This is a genomic window from Pseudomonas sp. RW3S2 (assembly GCF_014268955.1).
In the GTDB taxonomy this organism is placed as follows: domain Bacteria; phylum Pseudomonadota; class Gammaproteobacteria; order Pseudomonadales; family Pseudomonadaceae; genus Aquipseudomonas; species Aquipseudomonas wayambapalatensis.
On the sequence record NZ_JABWRM010000009.1, the window covers coordinates 151842 to 170775 of the forward strand.

15 protein-coding genes are annotated in these 18934 nt (G+C 54.3%); 11 read left to right on the forward strand and 4 right to left on the reverse strand.

Annotated features, from left to right (window positions below):
• Positions 1-217: 217 nt before the first annotated feature.
• Positions 218-586: a histone-like nucleoid-structuring protein, MvaT/MvaU family gene (locus HU748_RS15005; RefSeq protein WP_186478170.1), complete on the reverse strand. Its 369-nt coding sequence runs from the start codon at positions 584-586 to the stop codon at positions 218-220.
• Between the two features lie 443 nt (positions 587-1029).
• Here HU748_RS15005 and HU748_RS15010 point away from each other — a divergent pair, with 443 nt between their 5' ends.
• The gene (locus tag HU748_RS15010; protein ID WP_186478169.1) at positions 1030-2118 is read left to right on the forward strand and encodes an asparaginase; all 1089 of its coding nucleotides are present in this window, start codon (positions 1030-1032) and stop codon (positions 2116-2118) included.
• A gap of 403 nt (positions 2119-2521) precedes the next feature.
• On the opposite strand, the gene HU748_RS15015 is transcribed toward HU748_RS15010, so the two are convergent.
• A complete protein-coding gene (locus tag HU748_RS15015) occupies positions 2522-3301 on the reverse strand; it encodes an SDR family oxidoreductase (RefSeq protein ID WP_186478168.1) in 780 nt (259 codons plus the stop codon).
• A 340-nt stretch (positions 3302-3641) separates the two neighbouring features.
• Between HU748_RS15015 and HU748_RS15020 the strand changes: the two genes are divergently transcribed.
• From HU748_RS15020 to HU748_RS15040, 5 genes are all read left to right on the forward strand, one after another.
• Positions 3642-4913: an HAD-IB family phosphatase gene (locus tag HU748_RS15020; RefSeq protein WP_186478167.1), complete on the forward strand. Its 1272-nt coding sequence runs from the start codon at positions 3642-3644 to the stop codon at positions 4911-4913.
• A gap of 138 nt (positions 4914-5051) precedes the next feature.
• Complete coding sequence (locus HU748_RS15025; RefSeq protein ID WP_186596278.1) at positions 5052-6179, forward strand: succinylglutamate desuccinylase/aspartoacylase family protein; 1128 nt, start codon at positions 5052-5054, stop codon at positions 6177-6179.
• A gap of 80 nt (positions 6180-6259) precedes the next feature.
• Positions 6260-7042 (forward strand): ABC transporter substrate-binding protein, encoded by a 783-nt coding sequence (locus tag HU748_RS15030; protein WP_186596279.1) that lies wholly within the window; start codon positions 6260-6262, stop codon positions 7040-7042.
• 111 nt (positions 7043-7153) lie between these two features.
• Positions 7154-8128, forward strand: coding sequence for an ornithine cyclodeaminase family protein (locus HU748_RS15035; RefSeq protein WP_186720920.1), 975 nt, complete (start codon positions 7154-7156; stop codon positions 8126-8128).
• Positions 8129-8302: 174 nt separating this feature from the next.
• Positions 8303-8917: a PAS domain-containing protein gene (locus HU748_RS15040; RefSeq protein WP_186596283.1), complete on the forward strand. Its 615-nt coding sequence runs from the start codon at positions 8303-8305 to the stop codon at positions 8915-8917.
• 521 nt (positions 8918-9438) lie between these two features.
• Here HU748_RS15040 and HU748_RS15050 read toward each other — a convergent pair.
• Positions 9439-10323 carry a DMT family transporter gene (locus tag HU748_RS15050; RefSeq protein ID WP_186720922.1) on the reverse strand — a complete coding sequence of 295 codons (885 nt, stop codon included), beginning with the start codon at positions 10321-10323 and terminating at the stop codon, positions 9439-9441.
• Positions 10324-10434: 111 nt separating this feature from the next.
• Positions 10435-11898 carry a PLP-dependent aminotransferase family protein gene (locus HU748_RS15055; protein WP_186720924.1) on the reverse strand — a complete coding sequence of 488 codons (1464 nt, stop codon included), beginning with the start codon at positions 11896-11898 and terminating at the stop codon, positions 10435-10437.
• 415 nt (positions 11899-12313) lie between these two features.
• Here HU748_RS15055 and speB point away from each other — a divergent pair, with 415 nt between their 5' ends.
• The 5 genes from speB (at position 12314) to HU748_RS15080 (ending at position 18910) form a co-directional block, all read left to right on the forward strand.
• Positions 12314-13273 carry an agmatinase gene (speB, locus tag HU748_RS15060; RefSeq protein WP_186478155.1) on the forward strand — a complete coding sequence of 320 codons (960 nt, stop codon included), beginning with the start codon at positions 12314-12316 and terminating at the stop codon, positions 13271-13273.
• A gap of 386 nt (positions 13274-13659) precedes the next feature.
• The gene (locus tag HU748_RS15065) at positions 13660-15144 is read left to right on the forward strand and encodes an aldehyde dehydrogenase (RefSeq protein WP_186596291.1); all 1485 of its coding nucleotides are present in this window, start codon (positions 13660-13662) and stop codon (positions 15142-15144) included.
• A 519-nt stretch (positions 15145-15663) separates the two neighbouring features.
• A complete protein-coding gene (locus tag HU748_RS15070) occupies positions 15664-16389 on the forward strand; it encodes an MBL fold metallo-hydrolase (protein ID WP_186720927.1) in 726 nt (241 codons plus the stop codon).
• A 137-nt stretch (positions 16390-16526) separates the two neighbouring features.
• Positions 16527-17594, forward strand: coding sequence for a phosphotransferase (locus HU748_RS15075; RefSeq protein WP_346655473.1), 1068 nt, complete (start codon positions 16527-16529; stop codon positions 17592-17594).
• Positions 17591-18910 (forward strand): aspartate aminotransferase family protein, encoded by a 1320-nt coding sequence (locus tag HU748_RS15080; protein WP_186720929.1) that lies wholly within the window; start codon positions 17591-17593, stop codon positions 18908-18910. The genes HU748_RS15075 and HU748_RS15080 overlap by 4 nt, the downstream gene beginning before the upstream one ends.
• The last annotated feature ends 24 nt before the right edge of the window (positions 18911-18934 follow it).

Below are 18934 nucleotides of genomic sequence, written 5' to 3' on the forward strand. Positions count from 1 at the left end.
TATTTATCGAGTACACCATTTGGTAGATGCCCGCATGACCCAGAGCATGAGAAGTCCTGAGTGGGGGCACCTCACATTTTGGATGTTGGAGATTCATAATGAGCACGCGAAGCGGGACCGGCTCGCCGACCCGCCTCACGCAGCCTATCTAGGGGGCGGTCTAGTGGTGACCTCGACAAGCCGACCCGACGCAGAGCAGTGTCGAACTAGTCCACACTCAGCGAGCGATCCAAGATTCCACGACGTCAGCGCCGTATTCTTGCTTCCACTGCTTGAGGAGGCGATGGTTACCACCTTTTGTCTCAATCACCTCACCATTGTTAGGATTTTTGTAGACCTTGACTTCTCGGGGCTTCCGCTGCGCGGCGTTAGACGCTGCTACAGTAGGCGCGCGGCGAGCAGCTTGAGGATCTAGAATATTGATGACGTCACGAAGGCTATAGCCATAGCTCGCCAGCAAATCACGAAGTTTTTCTTCAAACTCCATCTCCTTTTTCAAGCCGGCGTCATTTTTCAGATTTTCCAGCTCTGCAAGCTGGGCAGCCAAATTCCGCTCAAGTTCCCGAAACTCTGCGAGTCTAGACATCGAAACCGTTCCTTTTTGTGTGTGCTAAATCCGAATGGTAGTCGCTTTGCTCCCCTGCTGCACCTCCCTCTATTTTTGACATGAAGAGACTAAGGGCTCGCAGCATCACGAGACACCACATCACCTTCCGCCTTTTTCCGGAATAGGACTCAGCCTCTTCTTTGCAATTCTTTTACAGCTAGTCAAAAAGCAGAAACCCATGCAGCAGCTGGCCCTGAAGATGAACAGCCGTGGGGTTCTGCGCGCCGGAAAACCGAACAGGGACACGTTTGATTGTTCGATATTCCGGATAAGGGGATCGCTCTGTGACGCCCTTTCCCTCTGAAACTGCTCAGATATAGGGTCGTCTACAATTTCGATGCGCCAGGCAGACACTGGTACGAAACCTGCCTTGGAGTAGGCGCAACACAGCAACCAATCTCATCAGGAAGAGAGACAAAACAATGAATGCTGCTTTGAAAACCTTCGCACCCAGCGCATTGGCGCTGCTGCTTATCGTGCCAACCGCGGCTTCTGCTAAAGAAGCAGAAACCCAGCAGAAGCTGGCCAACGTGGTCATCCTCGCAACTGGCGGGACTATTGCCGGCGCCGGGGCCAGCGCTGCCAATAGCGCCACCTACCAAGCCGCCAAGCTTGGCGTCGACAAGCTCATCGCCGGTGTGCCGGAGCTAGCGGATCTCGCCAATGTGCGCGGCGAGCAGGTGATGCAAATTGCGTCCGAGAGCATTACGAATGTGGACTTGTTGAAGCTTGCTAAGCGGGTCTCTGAGCTAGCCGACAGCAACGATGTCGACGGCATCGTCATCACCCACGGCACTGACACCCTGGAAGAGACCGCTTACTTCCTCAACCTAGTCGAAAAAACCGAAAAACCGATCGTGGTGGTTGGCTCGATGCGTCCAGGTACTGCCATGTCCGCCGACGGCATGCTCAACCTCTACAACGCCGTGGCCGTAGCCAGCGACAAGCAGTCGCGTGGCAAAGGCGTATTGGTGACCATGAACGACGAGATTCAGTCTGGTCGCGACGTGAGCAAGTCCGTCAACATCAAGACTGAAGCCTTCAAGAGCGCCTGGGGCCCGATGGGCATGGTAGTAGAAGGTAAGTCGTACTGGTTCCGCCTCCCCGCCAAACGTCACACCACCCTGTCGGAGTTTGACATCAAGCAAATCAGCAGCCTGCCACAGGTGGATATTGCTTACAGCTATGGCAACGTCAGCGACACGGCCTACAAGGCTCTGGCACAGAGTGGCGCCAAAGCAATCATCCATGCAGGGACCGGCAATGGCTCAGTCTCGTCTCGGGTAGTGCCGGCTTTGCAGGAGTTGCACAAAAACGGTGTGCAGATCATTCGCTCGTCCCACGTAAACCAGGGTGGTTTCGTATTGCGCAACGCCGAGCAGCCAGACGACAAGTACGACTGGGTAGTGGCGCATGACTTAAACCCTCAGAAGGCGCGGATTCTCGCCATGGTCGCCATGACCAAGACCCAGGACAGCAAGGAGCTGCAACGCATCTTCTGGGAATACTGATTCATAACACGTGGGATTGATGCTCTCAGCTCTCAAAAACTGAGAGCATTTTGCTTTTTCAGCGCCGCACATATCTTCCTTTGGGTAGGAGAAAAGCGGAAAGCTAGAAGCAATGCTTGAGGGATGTATTTTTATTCAGGCACCTCACTCAAGCACTATCGACCCGGGCTGTGTGCCCCCGCCCCGCTAGCTTTCGATAATCGCGGTCCTACATGAAATCTGAAAAGAGATGGGGCTTAACCAGCCCAAGATTTTGCTTAAGCGCGCGATTTTCAGGATACTTTTTGAGCAGTCAAATTAGTCGAGATGTTTTCACACAGCCTGGGCCAATAGCGGTCCTCTAAGCCGCATGCTCTACTAGAAGGAAACTTTTGCTTCGCCAATAGCCAAAGACTCTGGCAAGTCAGAAGCGGGACTTATTCTCCTGCAAACAGTTTCCTCCATCGACGAGCAGCGTTGTTCCTGTGACGTAACTGGCCTCTGAAGAGGCAAGGAAGGCGACAGCAGCGGCAACTTCTTCGGGACGACCTGGTCGTCCAATTGGTACGTGAGCAGCGGCTGCCAATTCTTCAGGGGTGCTGGACGCAGTAGCAATCCAGCCGGGCGCAACCGTATTGACAGTAATGCCTTGTTGTGCCATCTCCAGTGCGAGGCTCATGCTCATACCCACCATCCCAGCTTTGGCGGCGCTGTAAGCGGATTCGCCTACGTTGCTGGCCACCGTACCCGTGGTTGAGCTGATATTGATCACTCTCCCGTACTTTTGTGCTTGCATCGCAGGTATTAGCTCGCGGGTCAGAAGAAAGGCGCTCGTCAAATTCCTGGCAAGCGACTGCTCCCACATAGGCAAACTCATATTTGCAAGCGCTGCGAAGGGCTCAGGGCTACCTTGGGCAGTCATGCCTGCGTTGTTAACAAGAATGTCTACGTGCCCCCAGATCTCCAGAGCCCATCGTGCCAGTCGCACGACCTGATCCTCATCCGTCAGATCTGCCACGCGGCCTTCAACATCAAAGCCAGCGGCGCGTAGCTCTGCTACTCGCGCATGGATACGAGAACTACTAGCGGTAATGATGAGCTTGATTCCTCCTTGGCCTAGACGACGGGCTATGGCGATACCTATCCCTTGTTCACTGCCCGCACCGCTGATCAAAGCGACTTGAGATGCCCGTTGTATCGACATGAAAACTCCGCCTGAGAAGGTCTGACGCGGGTTGAGTCTATGTCAAAAAACAAGGTTTTGCGGGCGAGTCTTGAGCTTCGTCTGCGGTTTCTACCAGGCACCGGCCTCTTGTAGGAAAGGTGACTCTATAAAGAGCTGCCTTGTGCACGCAAATTAAATAATGCAGGGCGCGATTCAGTAAGGCACATCAGACAAGGAGTACAGATGTACTCATTGCGATTCCTCGCAACGCCATTGTCAAAGGTTGAGGTCCCGCCCCAAGAGTTGCGGACAAAATTTATTTTATAGACTATAAATCCACGAAGCATCACGCTTTTCAACAAAACGATACGGAGTGGAGATGAACCGACCTTCCCGCGCTTTCTTGTGGACCACCCTGCTTGCTGGCCTAGCACTCAATGCGAGCGCATCCCAGCCCTCCGGAGAACATCTCCTAGACCAAGGGAAATGGGCACCAAACACCCGGCATGCAATCGAGCGCCTCATCGCCGCCAACAGCGTCCCCGTGAATACGCCGGAGTCGAAACGCCCGTATGCCTCCTTCGACTGGGATGATACGAGCATAATCAACGATGTTACCGACAAATTTTTCTTGTATCAGATCGACAATCTTGCCTTTAAGCTGACTCCCGATGAATTTCGGAAGGTGCTGATCACCAACATTCCAAGCAAGCCAGGCGACACCATTGCTCACTCCAGCGATGGTCATCCTCTTGCATTCGGTGCGCTCACAAACGATCTCGGCAATGACTATGAGTTTCTGTATCAGAACTACATCAGTAAGCCCGCCGGACAGCGCGACGCCGCGATCTTCAGCACGGACGAGTTCAGGGACTTCAAGACGAAGCTGTATTTCCTGTTCCAGGCCATCATCGACACCCATGGCGCCAAAGTGGCTTACCCCTGGGAGGTCTTCTTCTGTAGCAACATGACTGAACAGGATGTTGAGGACCTTGCCCTTAGCTCTGTCCGCCATAGCCTTCAAGCTGGCATCGTCAAAACCACTCTCGAAAGCCCTCACTCAAGACCAGGCAAGACTGGCGTGGTCAAAGTCAGCTACGTGGAAGGCATGCGGGTTGTTCCAGAAATCGCTGACCTGATGCACACCCTTCAACGCAATGGGATCGATGTCTTCGTTGTGTCCGCGGGCTTTGAGCCGCTCGTGAAGGTTATCGCGACGAGACCGGAATTCGGCTACAACATTCCTTCTAATCAGGTCTACGGTCTAAGGCTCGAAACCTCAGCGGCCGGCAAATACCTTGCCCAAGCCAAGAAAGGGCATCCAATTTCCTATCGCGAAGGCAAACCGGAAGTCATTCGCAAATACATCGCGCCGAGGCGAGAGGGCCGCGATCCGATATTTGTAGCCGGAGACAGCAACTCCGATTTCGGAAATTTCAGCATGCTTCCAGGGGTGTCTCTTGGCTTAATCGTGAATCATCTGAGCACTGGCGATTTCGGCCGGGTCTCAACTGAAGCGGCAAAAACACTGGGTCGCCCGGACGCTCGGTGGGTCTTGCAAGGCGTCGACGAGAACATTGGCTTGTGGAGCCCGACAGAGTCCACCACCAAAGTAGGCGACACCCAAGCCTACCTAGTCTCTCCCAAATAGTCTCAGAGGGCCGATCTCACAAGAGATCGGCCCAGCCATACGTCCTCATATGAAGTCGGGTCCTCAAAAAACCCTCTTGAATTTCGAGAAATTTGAGTCCACCATGGATTTATAGTACACGCAAAGCAGAGCACGTTCATGCCCTCGTCCGAAATCTATGTTCTCCCTTCGTTTTCTCCCGGCGCTAGCCACCAGCTCGTCAAGCATAGTTTCGGTGAGCCAGGCAGAGGCCGTAGCGCGTATCTTCAGGCGGCGACGCACGCAGATGAGCATCCAGGACTGTTGGTTCTCCAGCACTTGATGGAGCTGCTGATCGAGCTAGAACAACGCGGTGAGATCGTCGGCCACATCGAAATCGTTCCGTATGCGAACCCTATTGGCCTTGGCCAGCAACTCTTTGGGCAGATGCCAGGGCGATACAACATGGCTAACGGTGAAAATTTCAACCGTAGCTTTCCTGATATCACCGAGAAGGTCCGGCACATCCTTAAAGAGCGCCCTCCTACTCCAAACGATACACACAAGCTGAAGGAAATTTTTGCCGAGGCCTTTGAAGACATCGCGGTAGATGGCGCAGTCGATGCAGGTAAGGCCTGGCTGCTCAAGCAAGCCCTTAAGCATGACATCCTGATCGATCTGCACTGTGACACCTCTAGCATCCTTCACATTTACTCCAACTGGAACCAACAGGAGCGAGCGTTAGCCCTGGCTGCTGCCACCCATGTGGATGCCGTGTTCTTGGAAGATGAAGCTGGTGGGTTCCCGTTGGACGAGGCGTATGCAAAGGCATGGAAGGAGGCTCACCACCTCGGCCTTGTGGATACACAGCACCTGGGCTTTTCAGCAACGCTGGAGTTGCGGGGCCAAATTGACGTTGATGACGAGATGGCGGCGGTAGACGCGGCAGGAATCATTGAGTTTTTGAAGCATGAGGGAGTGATTGCCGGCGGCTGTAATTTGGCAAACGCTGAGCCCGCAAAAATCTATCCTCTTGAGGGCGTAACCCATCTCAAGTCTCCTGCTACCGGCGTTGTGGCATGGAAAAAAAAGCCGGGAGATCCGGTCGCCGAAGGTGAGCTTATCGCCGAGGTTGTCCCAATCGACCTCACTCCTGGTTCCTCTAGAATCCCAGTACTCAGCAACCTCAAAGGCATTCTCGTCGCACGCCACCATGTAAAGCTGACTCGCCAAGGACAAAAACTAGGCATGTTGGCTGGCACCACCCCACTAGCACACCGGCGTACCGGCAAGCTAATGGGTATATAAGAAAAACGCTGATTCACCTTTACTGCCTTGACCCATCGAGCGTAATGCTCACAAACAATAACTATACAGAGGTAAGGTTCATGAACAATAAACAGCGCTTGATTGCGGGGTTTGTTATCGGCTTGAGTTTCTCCATGGCGCATGCCGCAGAGAAAGAGTTGAAGATAGGTATTGAAGCTGCCTACCCTCCATTTGCCTATAAACAACCCAATGGCGAGCTGGCCGGGTTCGATTACGACATAGGCAACGCTCTCTGCAAGCAGATGCAGGTCAAGTGCAGGTGGATCGAGCAGGAATATGATGGACTAATCCCATCGCTTAAGGTTAGAAAAATTGACGCAATTCTTGCTTCACTTTCGATTACAGAGGATCGGAAAAAGTCAGTGGATTTTACGAACCGATACTATCGAAGCGCAGCTCGCCTGGTAATGAAAGAAGGGGCCAAGGTGAGTGACAACTTGGAGGGGCTGGCTGGAAAACGTATCGGGGTCCAGCGCTCCAGTATTCATGATCGGTTCGCCAGTCAAATGTTTGAAGCCAAAGGCGCCGAAATCGTGCGCTACACATCGCAGAATGAGATCTACCTCGACCTGCAAGCTAACCGCCTGGATGGGACATTGGCGGACGATGTAATTCTAGATCAGACTTTTTTGAAGAAACCCGTTGGTGCAGGATTCAGCTTTGTCGGCCCGACCTTTACCGACCCAAAATATTTTGGGGATGGTATCGGAATCGCGGTGCGTAAAGGTGACGACGCTTTGGCGCAATCATTCAACAAGGCGCTTAGTGAGATCCGCGAAAACGGTACTTACAAGGAGATTAACGCAAAGTATTTCGACTTCGATGTTTACGGAGAAGAATAACTTTAGGCTCCCAGTGAATTGAACCTCCACGCACCTTCCTGCGACTAGAAAACTAGGAAAACGGCCAATTCCAGGAAGGAGTGCCGTTCGAATACCTGAGAGACTTGAAACATGCATGAAAACCTAAGCTCGCTCGCCATTTATAGCGACCACGAAGTAAAGGCCCTGAGCCCCAGCATTGATGCGATCGGCGCAATGCGCAAAATGTTCGCTTCGCTCGCTAACGGAACAGCACTTCAGCCACCGCAGCAGCAGATCGGGCTCGCTAACGGCGGTGATTTCATCAATTATCTCGGCGTCCTAAACGAGGAGCAGGTCTACGGCTTGAAGACCTCTCCATATATCCCAACTCAGAATAAGCCTATCGTGACCGCTTGGACCATGCTGATGTCCAGCAAAAGCGGCCTACCTATCATGCTGACAGATGCTGGGTACCTTACGATTCAGCGCACAGCAGCCACAACTGCGCTAGCGGTCGAGCACCTTGCAAAAAAAGACGCCAAACGACTAGCGATCATAGGCACTGGACCGATAGCGCTGGCCCACCTGAAATATGCTCGCAGTCTAAGGGAATGGGAACGGATCTCGATTTTTTCGCCAAACCTTGGCGCGATGGATGAAGCATCACGCCAAGAAATTGAGAGATTGGATGAGCGTGTGCTGCTCTGCGAGCTTCAGTCGAAAGCTCTGGTAAAAGCCGACGTTATTCTCCTTTGCACCTCCTCAGCAAAGCCCGTCATCGAGCTGAGCCAGCTGGGTAATACGGCGCTGATCACTTCGATCAGCACCAATGCTCCCAAGGCTCACGAGGTTAGTCCGAGCGACCTGAAAAAGATGGACGTTTACTGCGACTATCGCAAGACCACGCCTGACACTGCCGGCGAAATGATCATCGCACGAGAGAATTCTCAGTGGGATGCAAGCATGCTTGCCGGTGACCTATCCGAACTCGTTTTGGGGAAAGCGAAGCTGCCTGATTACAAGCGCAACGTGTTTTTCCGCTCGGTCGGATTAGGCCTGGAAGATGTCGCCATCGCCATGGAGCTGTATTCCCTGCACCAGCAGCAGGCCGCCTCCGCAACCTAAACACAGGACGCTACACATCACTGCGGTGCCAAGCACCGCAGTCTCAACAAGCTGTAGAATATTGTGGCCGGATCGCCGAATATTCACTTATTCAGATGGGGATGGCAGCAGGCAAAGGTGCTTGCAGAACCAACACATCCCTCACCAAGATCAACAAGGACCCCCAACGTCGCTATGAGCAGCTTGGAAAACTATAAGGTCATCGCAGACGGCATCGCTACTCTGCTCTTCCCACATGCCGAGGTCATCATCCATGAGGTGAAGACTCAAACCGTCGTTCATATCGCGAACAATTTTTCCAAGCGAAAGCTAGGAGATGATTCTGCGCTTGACGAGCTTCCAGGTGATATAGCTGAAGTGACCAGCCTGGGCCCGTACGAAAAGCTCAACTGGAATGGCCAAAACATTCGCTCGATCACCAGCGTTCTTAAGAACGCCCGCGGCGAGGCTGAGTTTTTGCTATGCATCAACCTAAACTTTTCTGTTCTGGAGCAGGCGCGAGCTGCGCTTGACGCATTCTTCCAGGTTAGTCGCTTGATTCCTCAACCAGATGCTCTGTTCAAGGACGACTGGCAGGAGCGCATCAATACCTTCCTCCACGCCTGGCTCAACGAGCGCCAGCTGTCGTTGAACACGCTTAACATGAAGACTAAGCGCGCCCTCGTCGAAGCGCTTTACACAGAGGGGGCATTTGATGGCCGTAGCGGCGCAGACTACGTTGCCAACGTTCTCAACATGGGACGAGCCACGGTCTACAAGTACCTTAGAGCGTTGAGAGAGGAAGCTTAAATAGCTCCGCTACAACCACTCCAGCAGGACGTTTTTTTGCTTTGCATACCTCCTCGTTTGAGGAGCGGTCGTTGGCCCGCTGGATCGTGCGGGCCTATTGCTAGCCTGTCACAACGCCCCGTAAGAGACGCACTACCCTTCTTCATGCTGGTTTGCAGAACGAGAATTAGCTGACCGCGCACTCTTGCCAAGGCTCTCAGCGATCCGCAGTAAAAAGTCCCTGTCCCGATCAACCAGCGAGTTGAAGATCGCCAACAGCTCCTTAGCCTCGCGGCTCAGCTCCTCTTGTGGGACAGACTGCCGACGCCCAGTCAGAACATAGTGCACGTCTACCCCGAACTCCTGAGCTTTGTAGAGGTACAGGCCCCCAGGGTCTCTACCGTCATTTTCATAGAGAGTCTGGGTTCTCCGGGAAACACCCAGCATCTTCGAAAACTCCATCTGACTGAGACCAAATCGCAGACGCTCCTCACGCAATCTCAAGCCGACAGAACGTGGTAACTCACTTAAATGTTCCATTTCTAGTCCACTGCCACGGTCAAAGATTTACGACGCAGACGCGGCAGTCGAAGCTCACTGATCAGCATGCCCGAGATGATCATCACCGCCCCAATGATGTTCATGACCGTGAACCTGTCTCCTGCAAGCAGATAGCCAAAGAGCGCCCCAAAAATGGGCTCGCAGATCAGCAGCAATGCCACCTTCTGGGCAGAAAGCACCGCCTGAGCACGGGTCTGAACGAAGTAGGCCAGGGCCGTACCAAACACCGCTACCACCAAAGTAACTGTTAGAGATGGTGCTGTATCCGGAACCGAAAACTCCCCCGCCACAACGCTCCAGACCAACGACAACAAGCCAACAACAAGGAGCTGAATGAACGCGAGCACCAACGAGGATGAGCTGAATTTGATCTTGGCCAGAACCACGATGTGTATGGCGAAGAAGATGGCGCAGCCGAGGATAAGCAGATCACCTGAGTGGATTGCGTAACCATTGAGGCTTAGCAGAGCCAGGCCAACCAAAGCTACTAAGGCACCCAGCGCCTGCTTCAACGAAAGCCTTTCAGCATTAATCAAGAATAGGAAGAATGGGGTAAGTACTACCGAAAGCCCCGTGATGAAACCAGCATTGGAAGGGGTCGTTTGACCCAGCCCACTCGTTTGAAAAGCGAAAGCGATGAACAAGACAACGCCGGCTATCGAACCGGCAAGCCAGTCTTTAGCGGTGAGCGCCTGCAACCGTCGCCAAGCAAATGGAAGCAGTGCGACAGCCCCCAACAGAAAAATCCAAGCATTCAGCGCCGAAGCGCTCATGCTATGCAGATTCTGCTGCTTCGCAACGAAACTCCACCCCCAAATCGCAGTAATCCCAATCAGCGCCGCGGTCCACGTCTTGTTCGAATTCACATAAACCTCAGTTGCCTGGCTCTTCAAGAAGCGCGGATGATAACCAGATTATGTCAATCCATTCCACAGTAGATATCCAGTCCACGATGTCTTACGACGCTCAATTCCCTCCTATCTCACAGCATCGTAGAGACATCTCAAGCGGCGAACCGCACCTTCCACCTCAGCATCCCTAATGCCTCCATAGCCAAGAACCAGCAGGTTATCGTCACCAGCCCGCGGATCCAACGCGTACGACCCGCGCAATGTGAGCCCATGATCGACCGCCGCGTTGATCATTTTTCTCGCCGTACCCTCCGGACCGATTTTCACTGCCAGGTGCAAACCGGCCTGGCCCGGAGAGTATTGAATGTCCCCACCAAAATAGGCGTCGAGAGCAGATTGCAGACGAGAGCGGCGCTGGGCATAGACTGCTCGCATTCGCCGGATGTGTGTGGCGAAATGGCCCTCCAAGATGAAATCGGCCATCGCGGCTTGAAGCGTCAGAAATCCAGGTCGGTAAAGCTGGGTCATCCCTTTGCTGAAGGCATCTGCCAATGCCTCTGGAACGACAAGGTAGCTCAACCGCAAACCGGGAAATGTCACCTTGCTGAAGGTCCCAAGGTAAATCACTCGATTCTTGTTACCCAAACCCTGCATAGAGGGCAAAGGATCAATGTCATAACGAAACTCGCTGTCGTAATCATCCTCAATCAACCATAAGTTTTGCGCCTCTGCGAAAGACAGCCAGTCACGCCGACGCTGCAAGGTCATGATGCTCCCCGTGGGGTATTGATGGGATGGCGTGACGAATGCTAGACGTGAGCCCTCCGCCACACCCGCCTCAGGTATGCGGGCCCCCTCTAAATCAAGGTGAAGTGGGCGACATTCAAGGCCTGCGGCCGAGAGCACGACTGGGGCCCCCCAATGGCATGGGCTTTCAATCAGAGCTGCATCACCAGGGTCCGTTAACAGCTTTGCAATCAGGTCGAGCGACTGATGGGTCCCCATAGTGATGATCACCTGTTGAGGGCTGCATCTCACTGCTCTCGATGTGTACAGATAGGCACTGAGGGCGTCCCGCAACGGCCTATATCCGCCGTGCTCAACATACCCGGTGAGTTCGGCATGGTTCCGTTTCAGATAGCGATTCTGAAGACGCCGCCAGATGTGAAATGGAAAGAATTCTGTATCAGCAACACCTGGAACAAATGCCCCTCCTGCCTTGGCAAGCCCTGTAACACGGCGTGTGATTTCAGCACCGCGACTGGAGAGTAGGCGATCAGCTTCCAAAGACTCGTCAGTACCGGGGTCACGATGGAAGGTCCGCGGCAGCGTATCTGCCACGTAAGTACCACTCCCCGATTTTGAGTAGAGATAGCCCTCTGTGGTGAGCCGCTCATAGACAAGCGATGTAGTCACCCTGGAAATCTTTAGGTGCTCAGCCAAGGCGCGTGTAGAGGGCATACGGGCGTCGACCGGCAGGTGTCCCTGAAGGATCGCCTCCCGGATCCCTTCGTAGATTTGCCGCTGAAGACTGATACCACTTTGGCGATCCAGCGAGCCAAGCAGCAAGTCGTGTAGCAATACCGCCATTTTGGTCTCACCACTCTCACCTCAAACGGACACGATCATAAAGCCGTTTCCTGCGGCAGTCAGCCTCGTCTTCCGCTCCAAGCGGCCTTATCAGCTACACAATTACGGCCGTAACGGATAGATCCATCCTTTGGACTCTGACCACTCTTCAGCCTGGGCCCTTCAAGGAGGGTCTTTCCAGGCGTGCCTGAGCGAGCATAGAAACCTGGTTACATAGACTTATTGTCTATTATGGACATTTGGGATATAAATATACCTAGAATCTCCTGCCCAATCAGCTATGGCCAATCAGTGAGAGTGCTGGCGCAAGCGCCACCTCGGCACAACCGCGCGCTCATCAAGGTGATGGGATGTTCCTGATGCAAACAGATTGAGTCCGCGAGACGTTTACGTACCTCCAGCCTGAGAGAGATCCATGACAAGAAAACTTCATCAGCCCTTGGGCGGCAATGAGATGCCCCGCTTTGGTGGCATCGCAACCATGCTTCGCCTGCCGCACATTCAATCCCCTGAGCAATTGAAGGAGCTGGACGCAGCTTTCGTTGGCGTACCTTTGGACATCGGTACATCACTGCGTTCGGGAACACGATTCGGCCCGCGATCGATTCGCGCAGAATCCGTGATGATCCGCCCGTACAACATGGCAACAGGGGCAGCTCCGTTCGATTCGCTGAACGTAGCGGACATCGGTGATGTAGCAATCAACACCTTCAACTTGAAAGAAGCGGTGCGGATCATCGAAGAGTCTTACGACCGAATCGTGGGTCATGGAATCCTCCCACTCACCTTGGGCGGGGATCACACAATCACTCTGCCCATTCTGCGCGCGCTCCACAAAAAGCACGGAAAGATTGGTCTCGTTCACATTGATGCTCATGCCGACGTCAACGACGAAATGTTCGGCGAGAAGATCGCTCATGGCACAACCTTCCGCCGCGCGGCTGAGGAAGGGCTCTTGGATTGCAACCGTGTTGTGCAGATTGGCCTTAGAGCACAGGGCTATACCGCAGACGACTTCAACTGGAGCCGCAATCAGGGCTTCCGGGTGGTTCAGGCCGAAGAGTGCTGGCACAAGTCCCTTGAACCTCTTATGGCCGAGGTACGCGAGAAGGTTGGTGGTGGGCCGGTCTATCTGTCCTTCGATATCGACGGGATCGATCCTGCTTGGGCACCCGGCACAGGCACTCCAGAAATTGGCGGCCTGACAACCATTCAAGCGATTGAAATTATCCGCGGCTGTGACGGCCTCGATCTTATCGGTTGCGACGTCGTCGAAGTCTCCCCGCCCTACGACACCACCGGCAACACCTCCCTTCTGGGAGCAAACCTACTCTACGAAATGCTCTGCGTACTACCGGGCGTTATTCGCCGCTAAGCACAAAGGGAGGCTCTGCCTCCCTTTTGTGTAGGAGATCGTGCCATGTACAAAAAAACAGACCTGGCGAGGACTAGCCGGATGGCTGCAAGTGCAGCGATCAACTAGCGCAATTCGTCAGCTCCACTTGGAACTGCCCGGCCAAAGCTATATCAGGCCGCCAGCTTCATTGTTCATGGCCGCCATCCCCTATTGGTTACGTCTAGCCACGTTACTAGAGCCTGCGGAAGTGCATGGCCTTAAAGGCCCCTAGGCCTACCCCGCCAAGCACTAATTCCATCCGGCGAAAAGCGATGATCGCAAGACAAATCAACCTGTCTTGACTTCAACCTACAAGCAAAAAATTTACATCCTTCAGCCAATGACCACTTTCGACAGGAGTACATATGACCGTACATGATTGGCAAAAAATGGCACTAGCATTGAACATCGAAGGACGAGCCTTCATCGATGGTGAATACCGAGATGCCCTGAACGGCGAGGTCTTCGACTGCCTAAGTCCAATTGACGGACGCCTGCTTTGCCAAGTTGCGAGTTGCGACGATGCCGATGCAGAGATGGCAGTCAGTGCTGCCCGCCAAGCTTTTGAACGTGGCGAATGGAGTCGCATGGCGCCAGCGGAGCGTAAGAAGGTGCTGCTGCGTCTTGCGCAACTCATGGAAGCGCATACCGAAGAATTGGCACTGCTCGAAACACTGGACATGGGAAAGCCCATCAGTGATTCGCTGAGCTTGGACGTACCTGGCTCTTACGAATGTGTTGCGTGGACAGCCGAAGCGATCGATAAGGTGTATGGAGAAGTCGCTCCGGTTCCAGAGAACCAGCTTGGTCTGATCACGAGAGAGGCGGCCGGTGTAGTCGCCGCAATCGTACCGTGGAACTTTCCACTGCAAATGGCCTGCTGGAAGATCGCGCCAGCGCTCGCACTTGGCAACTCGGTCATCCTGAAGCCTTCTGAGAAATCCCCGCTGACCGCAATCCGCATTGCCGCTTTGGCCAAGGAAGCGGGTATTCCAAGTGGTGTTTTCAACGTGGTTCCCGGTTTTGGCCACACCATCGGCAACGCCCTCGCCATCCACAATGATGTTGATGTCTTGGCCTTTACCGGCTCGACCACGATTGCCAAAAAGCTTCTGGAAGCCTCAGGCAAATCGAACATGAAGCGGGTTTGGTTGGAAGCCGGCGGGAAGAGTCCACATCTGGTTTTCGCCGATGCAGATCTAGATCGCGCAGCGGAGGCAGTCGCAGCGGGTATCGCATTCAATCAGGGTGAGGTTTGCACTGCTGGGTCCCGGTTGCTGGTCGATGAATCGATCAAGGAGGCGCTGCTGGACAAAATTTCGAGCGCCATGACCGCCTGGCAACCAGGTAACCCGCTGGATCCTTCGACGCGAGTCGGTGCAATTGTCGACCGCCAGCAAATGGAGAAAATCCTGGAGTACGTGGAGATCGGCAAACAAGAAGGCGCCAAGCTGCGTGAAGGCGGATGCCAAGTTCTATGCGAGAGTGGTGGCACCTACGTTAGCCCCGCCATTTTTGAGGCAGCCAATGGAGATATGCGTGTCGCTCGCGAGGAAATCTTCGGCCCCGTTCTCAGCGTCATCTCCTTCAATGATGAAGCACAGGCCGTCTCCATCGCCAACGACTCTGAATACGGACTCGCCGCAGGCATCTGGACGCGCGATCTCGCCCGAGCACACCGTGTTTCGCGGGCACTGCGTGCCGGGAGTGTATGGGTCAACCAATACGACGCAGGTGACATGACCGCTCCCTTCGGCGGTTACAAACAATCAGGTAACGGTCGTGATCGCTCTCTGCACGCTTTCGATAAGTACAGCGAATTGAAGGCGACCTGGATCAGCCTCGACTAATCCCGAAGTTTACAACTGAGCCCCTCAAGGTGGCCGCCAGCTGCCTCGGGGGCCGCTCACCCACGAAAATGTAAGCGTCCGGCGAACTCACCTACCGCCGACGAAACAAGCCCGGAATTGTGATCAGCCCGTGACCGAAGCATAAGGTATCGCAGCCGCCTTACCGCAGAACCAGTCTCTTCGATCCTGATGCGGCTATCCCCCTCCCCCGAACGCCGTTCAATGACCAGGGGTACGCAAGGCCTGCAATCAGATCGGCCACATACGCGTCGATGGGGTCCTGTAGCCAATGGGTAAATTCCCTTCAAGCACCCACGCATGAATGAGCCGATGTAACTGACGCGGTGAAGTCGCCTTGCCACTGCGTGTGAGTTGACTGACAAGCAAATCGGCAAAACCGGCCGTACTAAGTGGACTCAAATATGGTCTTGATCTGGCCTTATACCTTGCATCCCCTAACCGGTAATGTCTGCTGCTCTCTGACCGACTCGCGGTCAGGCCGAGATCAGTGGAGTCATCATGAAAATCGTGAGCCAAGATCGATGGTTCGAGCTGCAACACATTGCCGACGGTATTAGCCTGATCCACGAACCTTGGATCAAGCCTTTCTATCGATGCAACATGTGGTATGTCCTGGGGCGGGACAAAGGCGCACTAATCGACAGCGGATCAGGGCTGGTAAGCCTGCGCGAACAGATACCTCTGCTCACCGAGCGCCCCGTATGCGCTATCGCTAGCCATACTCACTTCGATCATATCGCCGGCCATCACGAATTCATTGAGCGAGTGGTCCATCGCAATGAAGCTCATGTGTTAGCCCACCCCAATCCCGACAACACATTGGCCAGGCAATTTGTCGGCGATGAGATGTTCGATGCCCACCCAGAGTGTTCGTTGTGCTACGCCGAATATCGCGTCAACGCTGCGCCCGCGACTCGAATAATCGAGGAGGGTGACGTGATCGATCTCGGAAACCGGGTCCTTGAAGTGCTACACACCCCCGGCCACTCTCCGGGAGGCATCAGCTTGTGGGAGCGCTCCACGCAAACGCTATTCAGCGGCGACGTGATCTATGACGGCCCTCTGATCGAAGATGCTTACCACAGTAATTTAGACGACTACCTCATGAGCCTGGAGCGGCTTCTAAAGCTGCCGGTCACGACGGTGCACGGTGGCCATTTCCCGAGCTTTTCCGGCAGTCGGCTCAAGACATTGATAGGTCAGTGGCTGGAAAGTCATCGCTAGTTAGCCCTCCCGTGCAAAGTGGACTTATAACATGCTCGTTTCTGGCTATATGTGATACCGCCATTCTGCCCTATCGTCGATCTCATGTTGACGGGTACATCACCCGCTATCGATGCCACCGACAGAGTGATTGTTCAGTGACGATTCAAACAAACCCAGCATTGGATCATGTCCTCACAGCCGCCAGCGCCCATGCCTCTGACGAGCAAGCCTGCGCGATCGCCAAGCTGCACTATGGCCTGAGTGCTTGCGCTTCGTTACTCGCTGGCGAGCGAGACCTCAATTTCCACCTGCGATGCGACGACGACCGTCAGTTTCTGCTCAAGATTTCCAATCCGGCAGAAGACCCAAACGTCACCGACTTCCAGAACAAGGCATTGCTCCACATTCAGCACACTGCCCCTGAGCTGCCTGTCCAACGAATCCACCCGACCACTACTGGTCTTCATCAAGTGTTCGTAAACCTCGATGGCCAAACCGTTCTGGTACGTCTGTTCTCGTTCGTTGTAGGAACACCACTGAACAAGGTCGAGCATCCGAGCCAGAAACTTCGCAGTGGGCTGGGCGAGCATCTGGCTCGACTCGGGATAGCCCTGCGTGGCTTTTTCCATCCCGCTGCCGGCCATGAGCTGCTCTGGGACATCAAGCATTCGTCGCGCTTGAAGGGGTTGGTCGAGCACATCGAGAATGTCGAAGATCGCCAGCTTGCAGAGCACTTCCTCGATAACTTCGAGCAGTATGCCCTGCCACATCTCAAACGCTTGCGCGCTCAGGTTATTCACAACGACCTTAACTTTCATAATGTCATCGTCGACGACCACAACGCAGAAGTCATTCGGAACATCCTCGACTTCGGCGACATGGTCCACGCCCCACTGATCAACGATCTAGCAGTTGCAGCATCCTACCAGTTGGGTCAGACGGGCGATCCGCTGGACCAGGCCATTGCATTCATCCAGGCCTACCACACGGTTTGCCCACTTGAAGAAATTGAGCAGGAAATACTCTTTGACCTGATTGCCGCACGCTTGGTGATGACCGTCGTCATCACCAATTGGCGCGCCTCGATGTACCCCGAAAACAGTGCCTACATCCTACGCAACGCGCCACTGGCGTGGAGCGCACTGCGCAGATTCAGACAGGTTCCACGTGAGGCTGCACAACAGAAAATTCGTCAAATCTGCGCTCAGGAGGCACAGCAATGACCATGGTTAACGGATTCACCGCAGCGGATGCCGAGCGCCTGCCTGCGTCAGAACGTGAACTGGTGGCCCGCCGAGAGCGTGCATTAGGCCCTGCCTACCGCCTGTTCTACGAACGCCCTTTGCACATTGTCAGAGGCGATGGCGTCTGGCTCTATGATGCCGAGGGCAAACGTTACCTGGATGCGTACAACAACGTCGCATCGGTCGGGCATTGCAACCCCCATGTGGTCAAGGCGATCTGTGATCAGGCGCACGTGCTCAATACCCACACCCGGTACATTCACGAAGGCATTCTCGATTACGCCGAGAAGCTGTTGGCGACGTTTCCTGCCGAACTGAATCACGTAATGTTTACTTGCACAGGCAGCGAAGCAAACGATCTGGCGCTGCGGATTGCCCGGCAATACACCGGTGGTACCGGCGTGATCGTGACTCAACTCGCATACCACGGAATCACTGAGCAGATTGCAGCGACATCACCTTCACTTGGCGCCGGTGTGCCTCTCGGCCAGTGCGTGCGTACCGTGCGAGCCCCTGATGCTTATCGCTTAGGTGCAGAAAATGTCTCACGGATTTTTGCCGAAGACGTGCGCAGAGCAATCGACGACATGCGCAGTGCAGGCATCAAGCCTGCGGCCCTGCTGTTTGATGGGATCTTTGCAAGCGACGGTGTGCTATCCGATCCCGCTGGCTTCGCCAAGGAGGCAGTCGAACTTGCACAGTCCGAAGGCCTTCTGTACATCGCCGACGAAGTGCAATCAGGCTTTGGCAGGACCGGCTCCAGCATGTGGGGCTTCCAACGCCACGGAGTAAAACCTGACATCGTCACCATGGGTAAACCCATGGGCAATGGCCAGCCGATTGCGGCAGCAGTGATGCGCACCGAAGTTGTCGAAGAGTTCGGTCGCACGGCGCGCTACTTCAATACCTTCGGCGGTAACCCAGTGTCGTGTGCCGCTGGCAACGCGGTGCTGGAAGTCATCGAGAACGAAGGACTGTTGGAAAACTGCGCAAATGTTGGCGCCTACCTCAAAGCCGGTATTGCAGAACTCGCCTTGCGCTACCCCGTAATCGGTGATGTACGCGGCAGCGGTCTGTTCATCGGTGTAGAGCTGGTGACAGACCGTGCCAGCAAAGCACCCGCAGCGAAGGCGACGACGCAAGTTGTAAACGGCTTGCGCAATAGAGGTGTACTGATCAGTTCCGCCGGCCCCATGGAGAACATCCTGAAGGTACGCCCACAACTGATCTTCCAGCGTGAGCACGCCGACCTGTTCATCGAAACGCTGGAGCATGTTCTGCGCGAACTGCCTTAAACCAACTTCCCTGAGGAACACTCG

What these genes read in the sequence shown, in the direction of transcription:
- HU748_RS15005 (WP_186478170.1), bottom strand. Translation starts at nt 586, where the DNA reads ATGTCTAGACTCGCAGAGTTTCGGGAACTTGAGCGGAATTTGGCTGCC.
- HU748_RS15010 (WP_186478169.1), top strand. Translation starts at nt 1,030, where the DNA reads ATGAATGCTGCTTTGAAAACCTTCGCACCCAGCGCATTGGCGCTGCTG.
- HU748_RS15015 (WP_186478168.1), bottom strand. Translation starts at nt 3,301, where the DNA reads ATGTCGATACAACGGGCATCTCAAGTCGCTTTGATCAGCGGTGCGGGC.
- HU748_RS15020 (WP_186478167.1), top strand. Translation starts at nt 3,642, where the DNA reads ATGAACCGACCTTCCCGCGCTTTCTTGTGGACCACCCTGCTTGCTGGC.
- HU748_RS15025 (WP_186596278.1), top strand. Translation starts at nt 5,052, where the DNA reads ATGCCCTCGTCCGAAATCTATGTTCTCCCTTCGTTTTCTCCCGGCGCT.
- HU748_RS15030 (WP_186596279.1), top strand. Translation starts at nt 6,260, where the DNA reads ATGAACAATAAACAGCGCTTGATTGCGGGGTTTGTTATCGGCTTGAGT.
- HU748_RS15035 (WP_186720920.1), top strand. Translation starts at nt 7,154, where the DNA reads ATGCATGAAAACCTAAGCTCGCTCGCCATTTATAGCGACCACGAAGTA.
- HU748_RS15040 (WP_186596283.1), top strand. Translation starts at nt 8,303, where the DNA reads ATGAGCAGCTTGGAAAACTATAAGGTCATCGCAGACGGCATCGCTACT.
- HU748_RS15055 (WP_186720924.1), bottom strand. Translation starts at nt 11,898, where the DNA reads ATGGCGGTATTGCTACACGACTTGCTGCTTGGCTCGCTGGATCGCCAA.
- speB (WP_186478155.1), top strand. Translation starts at nt 12,314, where the DNA reads ATGACAAGAAAACTTCATCAGCCCTTGGGCGGCAATGAGATGCCCCGC.
- HU748_RS15065 (WP_186596291.1), top strand. Translation starts at nt 13,660, where the DNA reads ATGACCGTACATGATTGGCAAAAAATGGCACTAGCATTGAACATCGAA.
- HU748_RS15070 (WP_186720927.1), top strand. Translation starts at nt 15,664, where the DNA reads ATGAAAATCGTGAGCCAAGATCGATGGTTCGAGCTGCAACACATTGCC.
- HU748_RS15080 (WP_186720929.1), top strand. Translation starts at nt 17,591, where the DNA reads ATGACCATGGTTAACGGATTCACCGCAGCGGATGCCGAGCGCCTGCCT.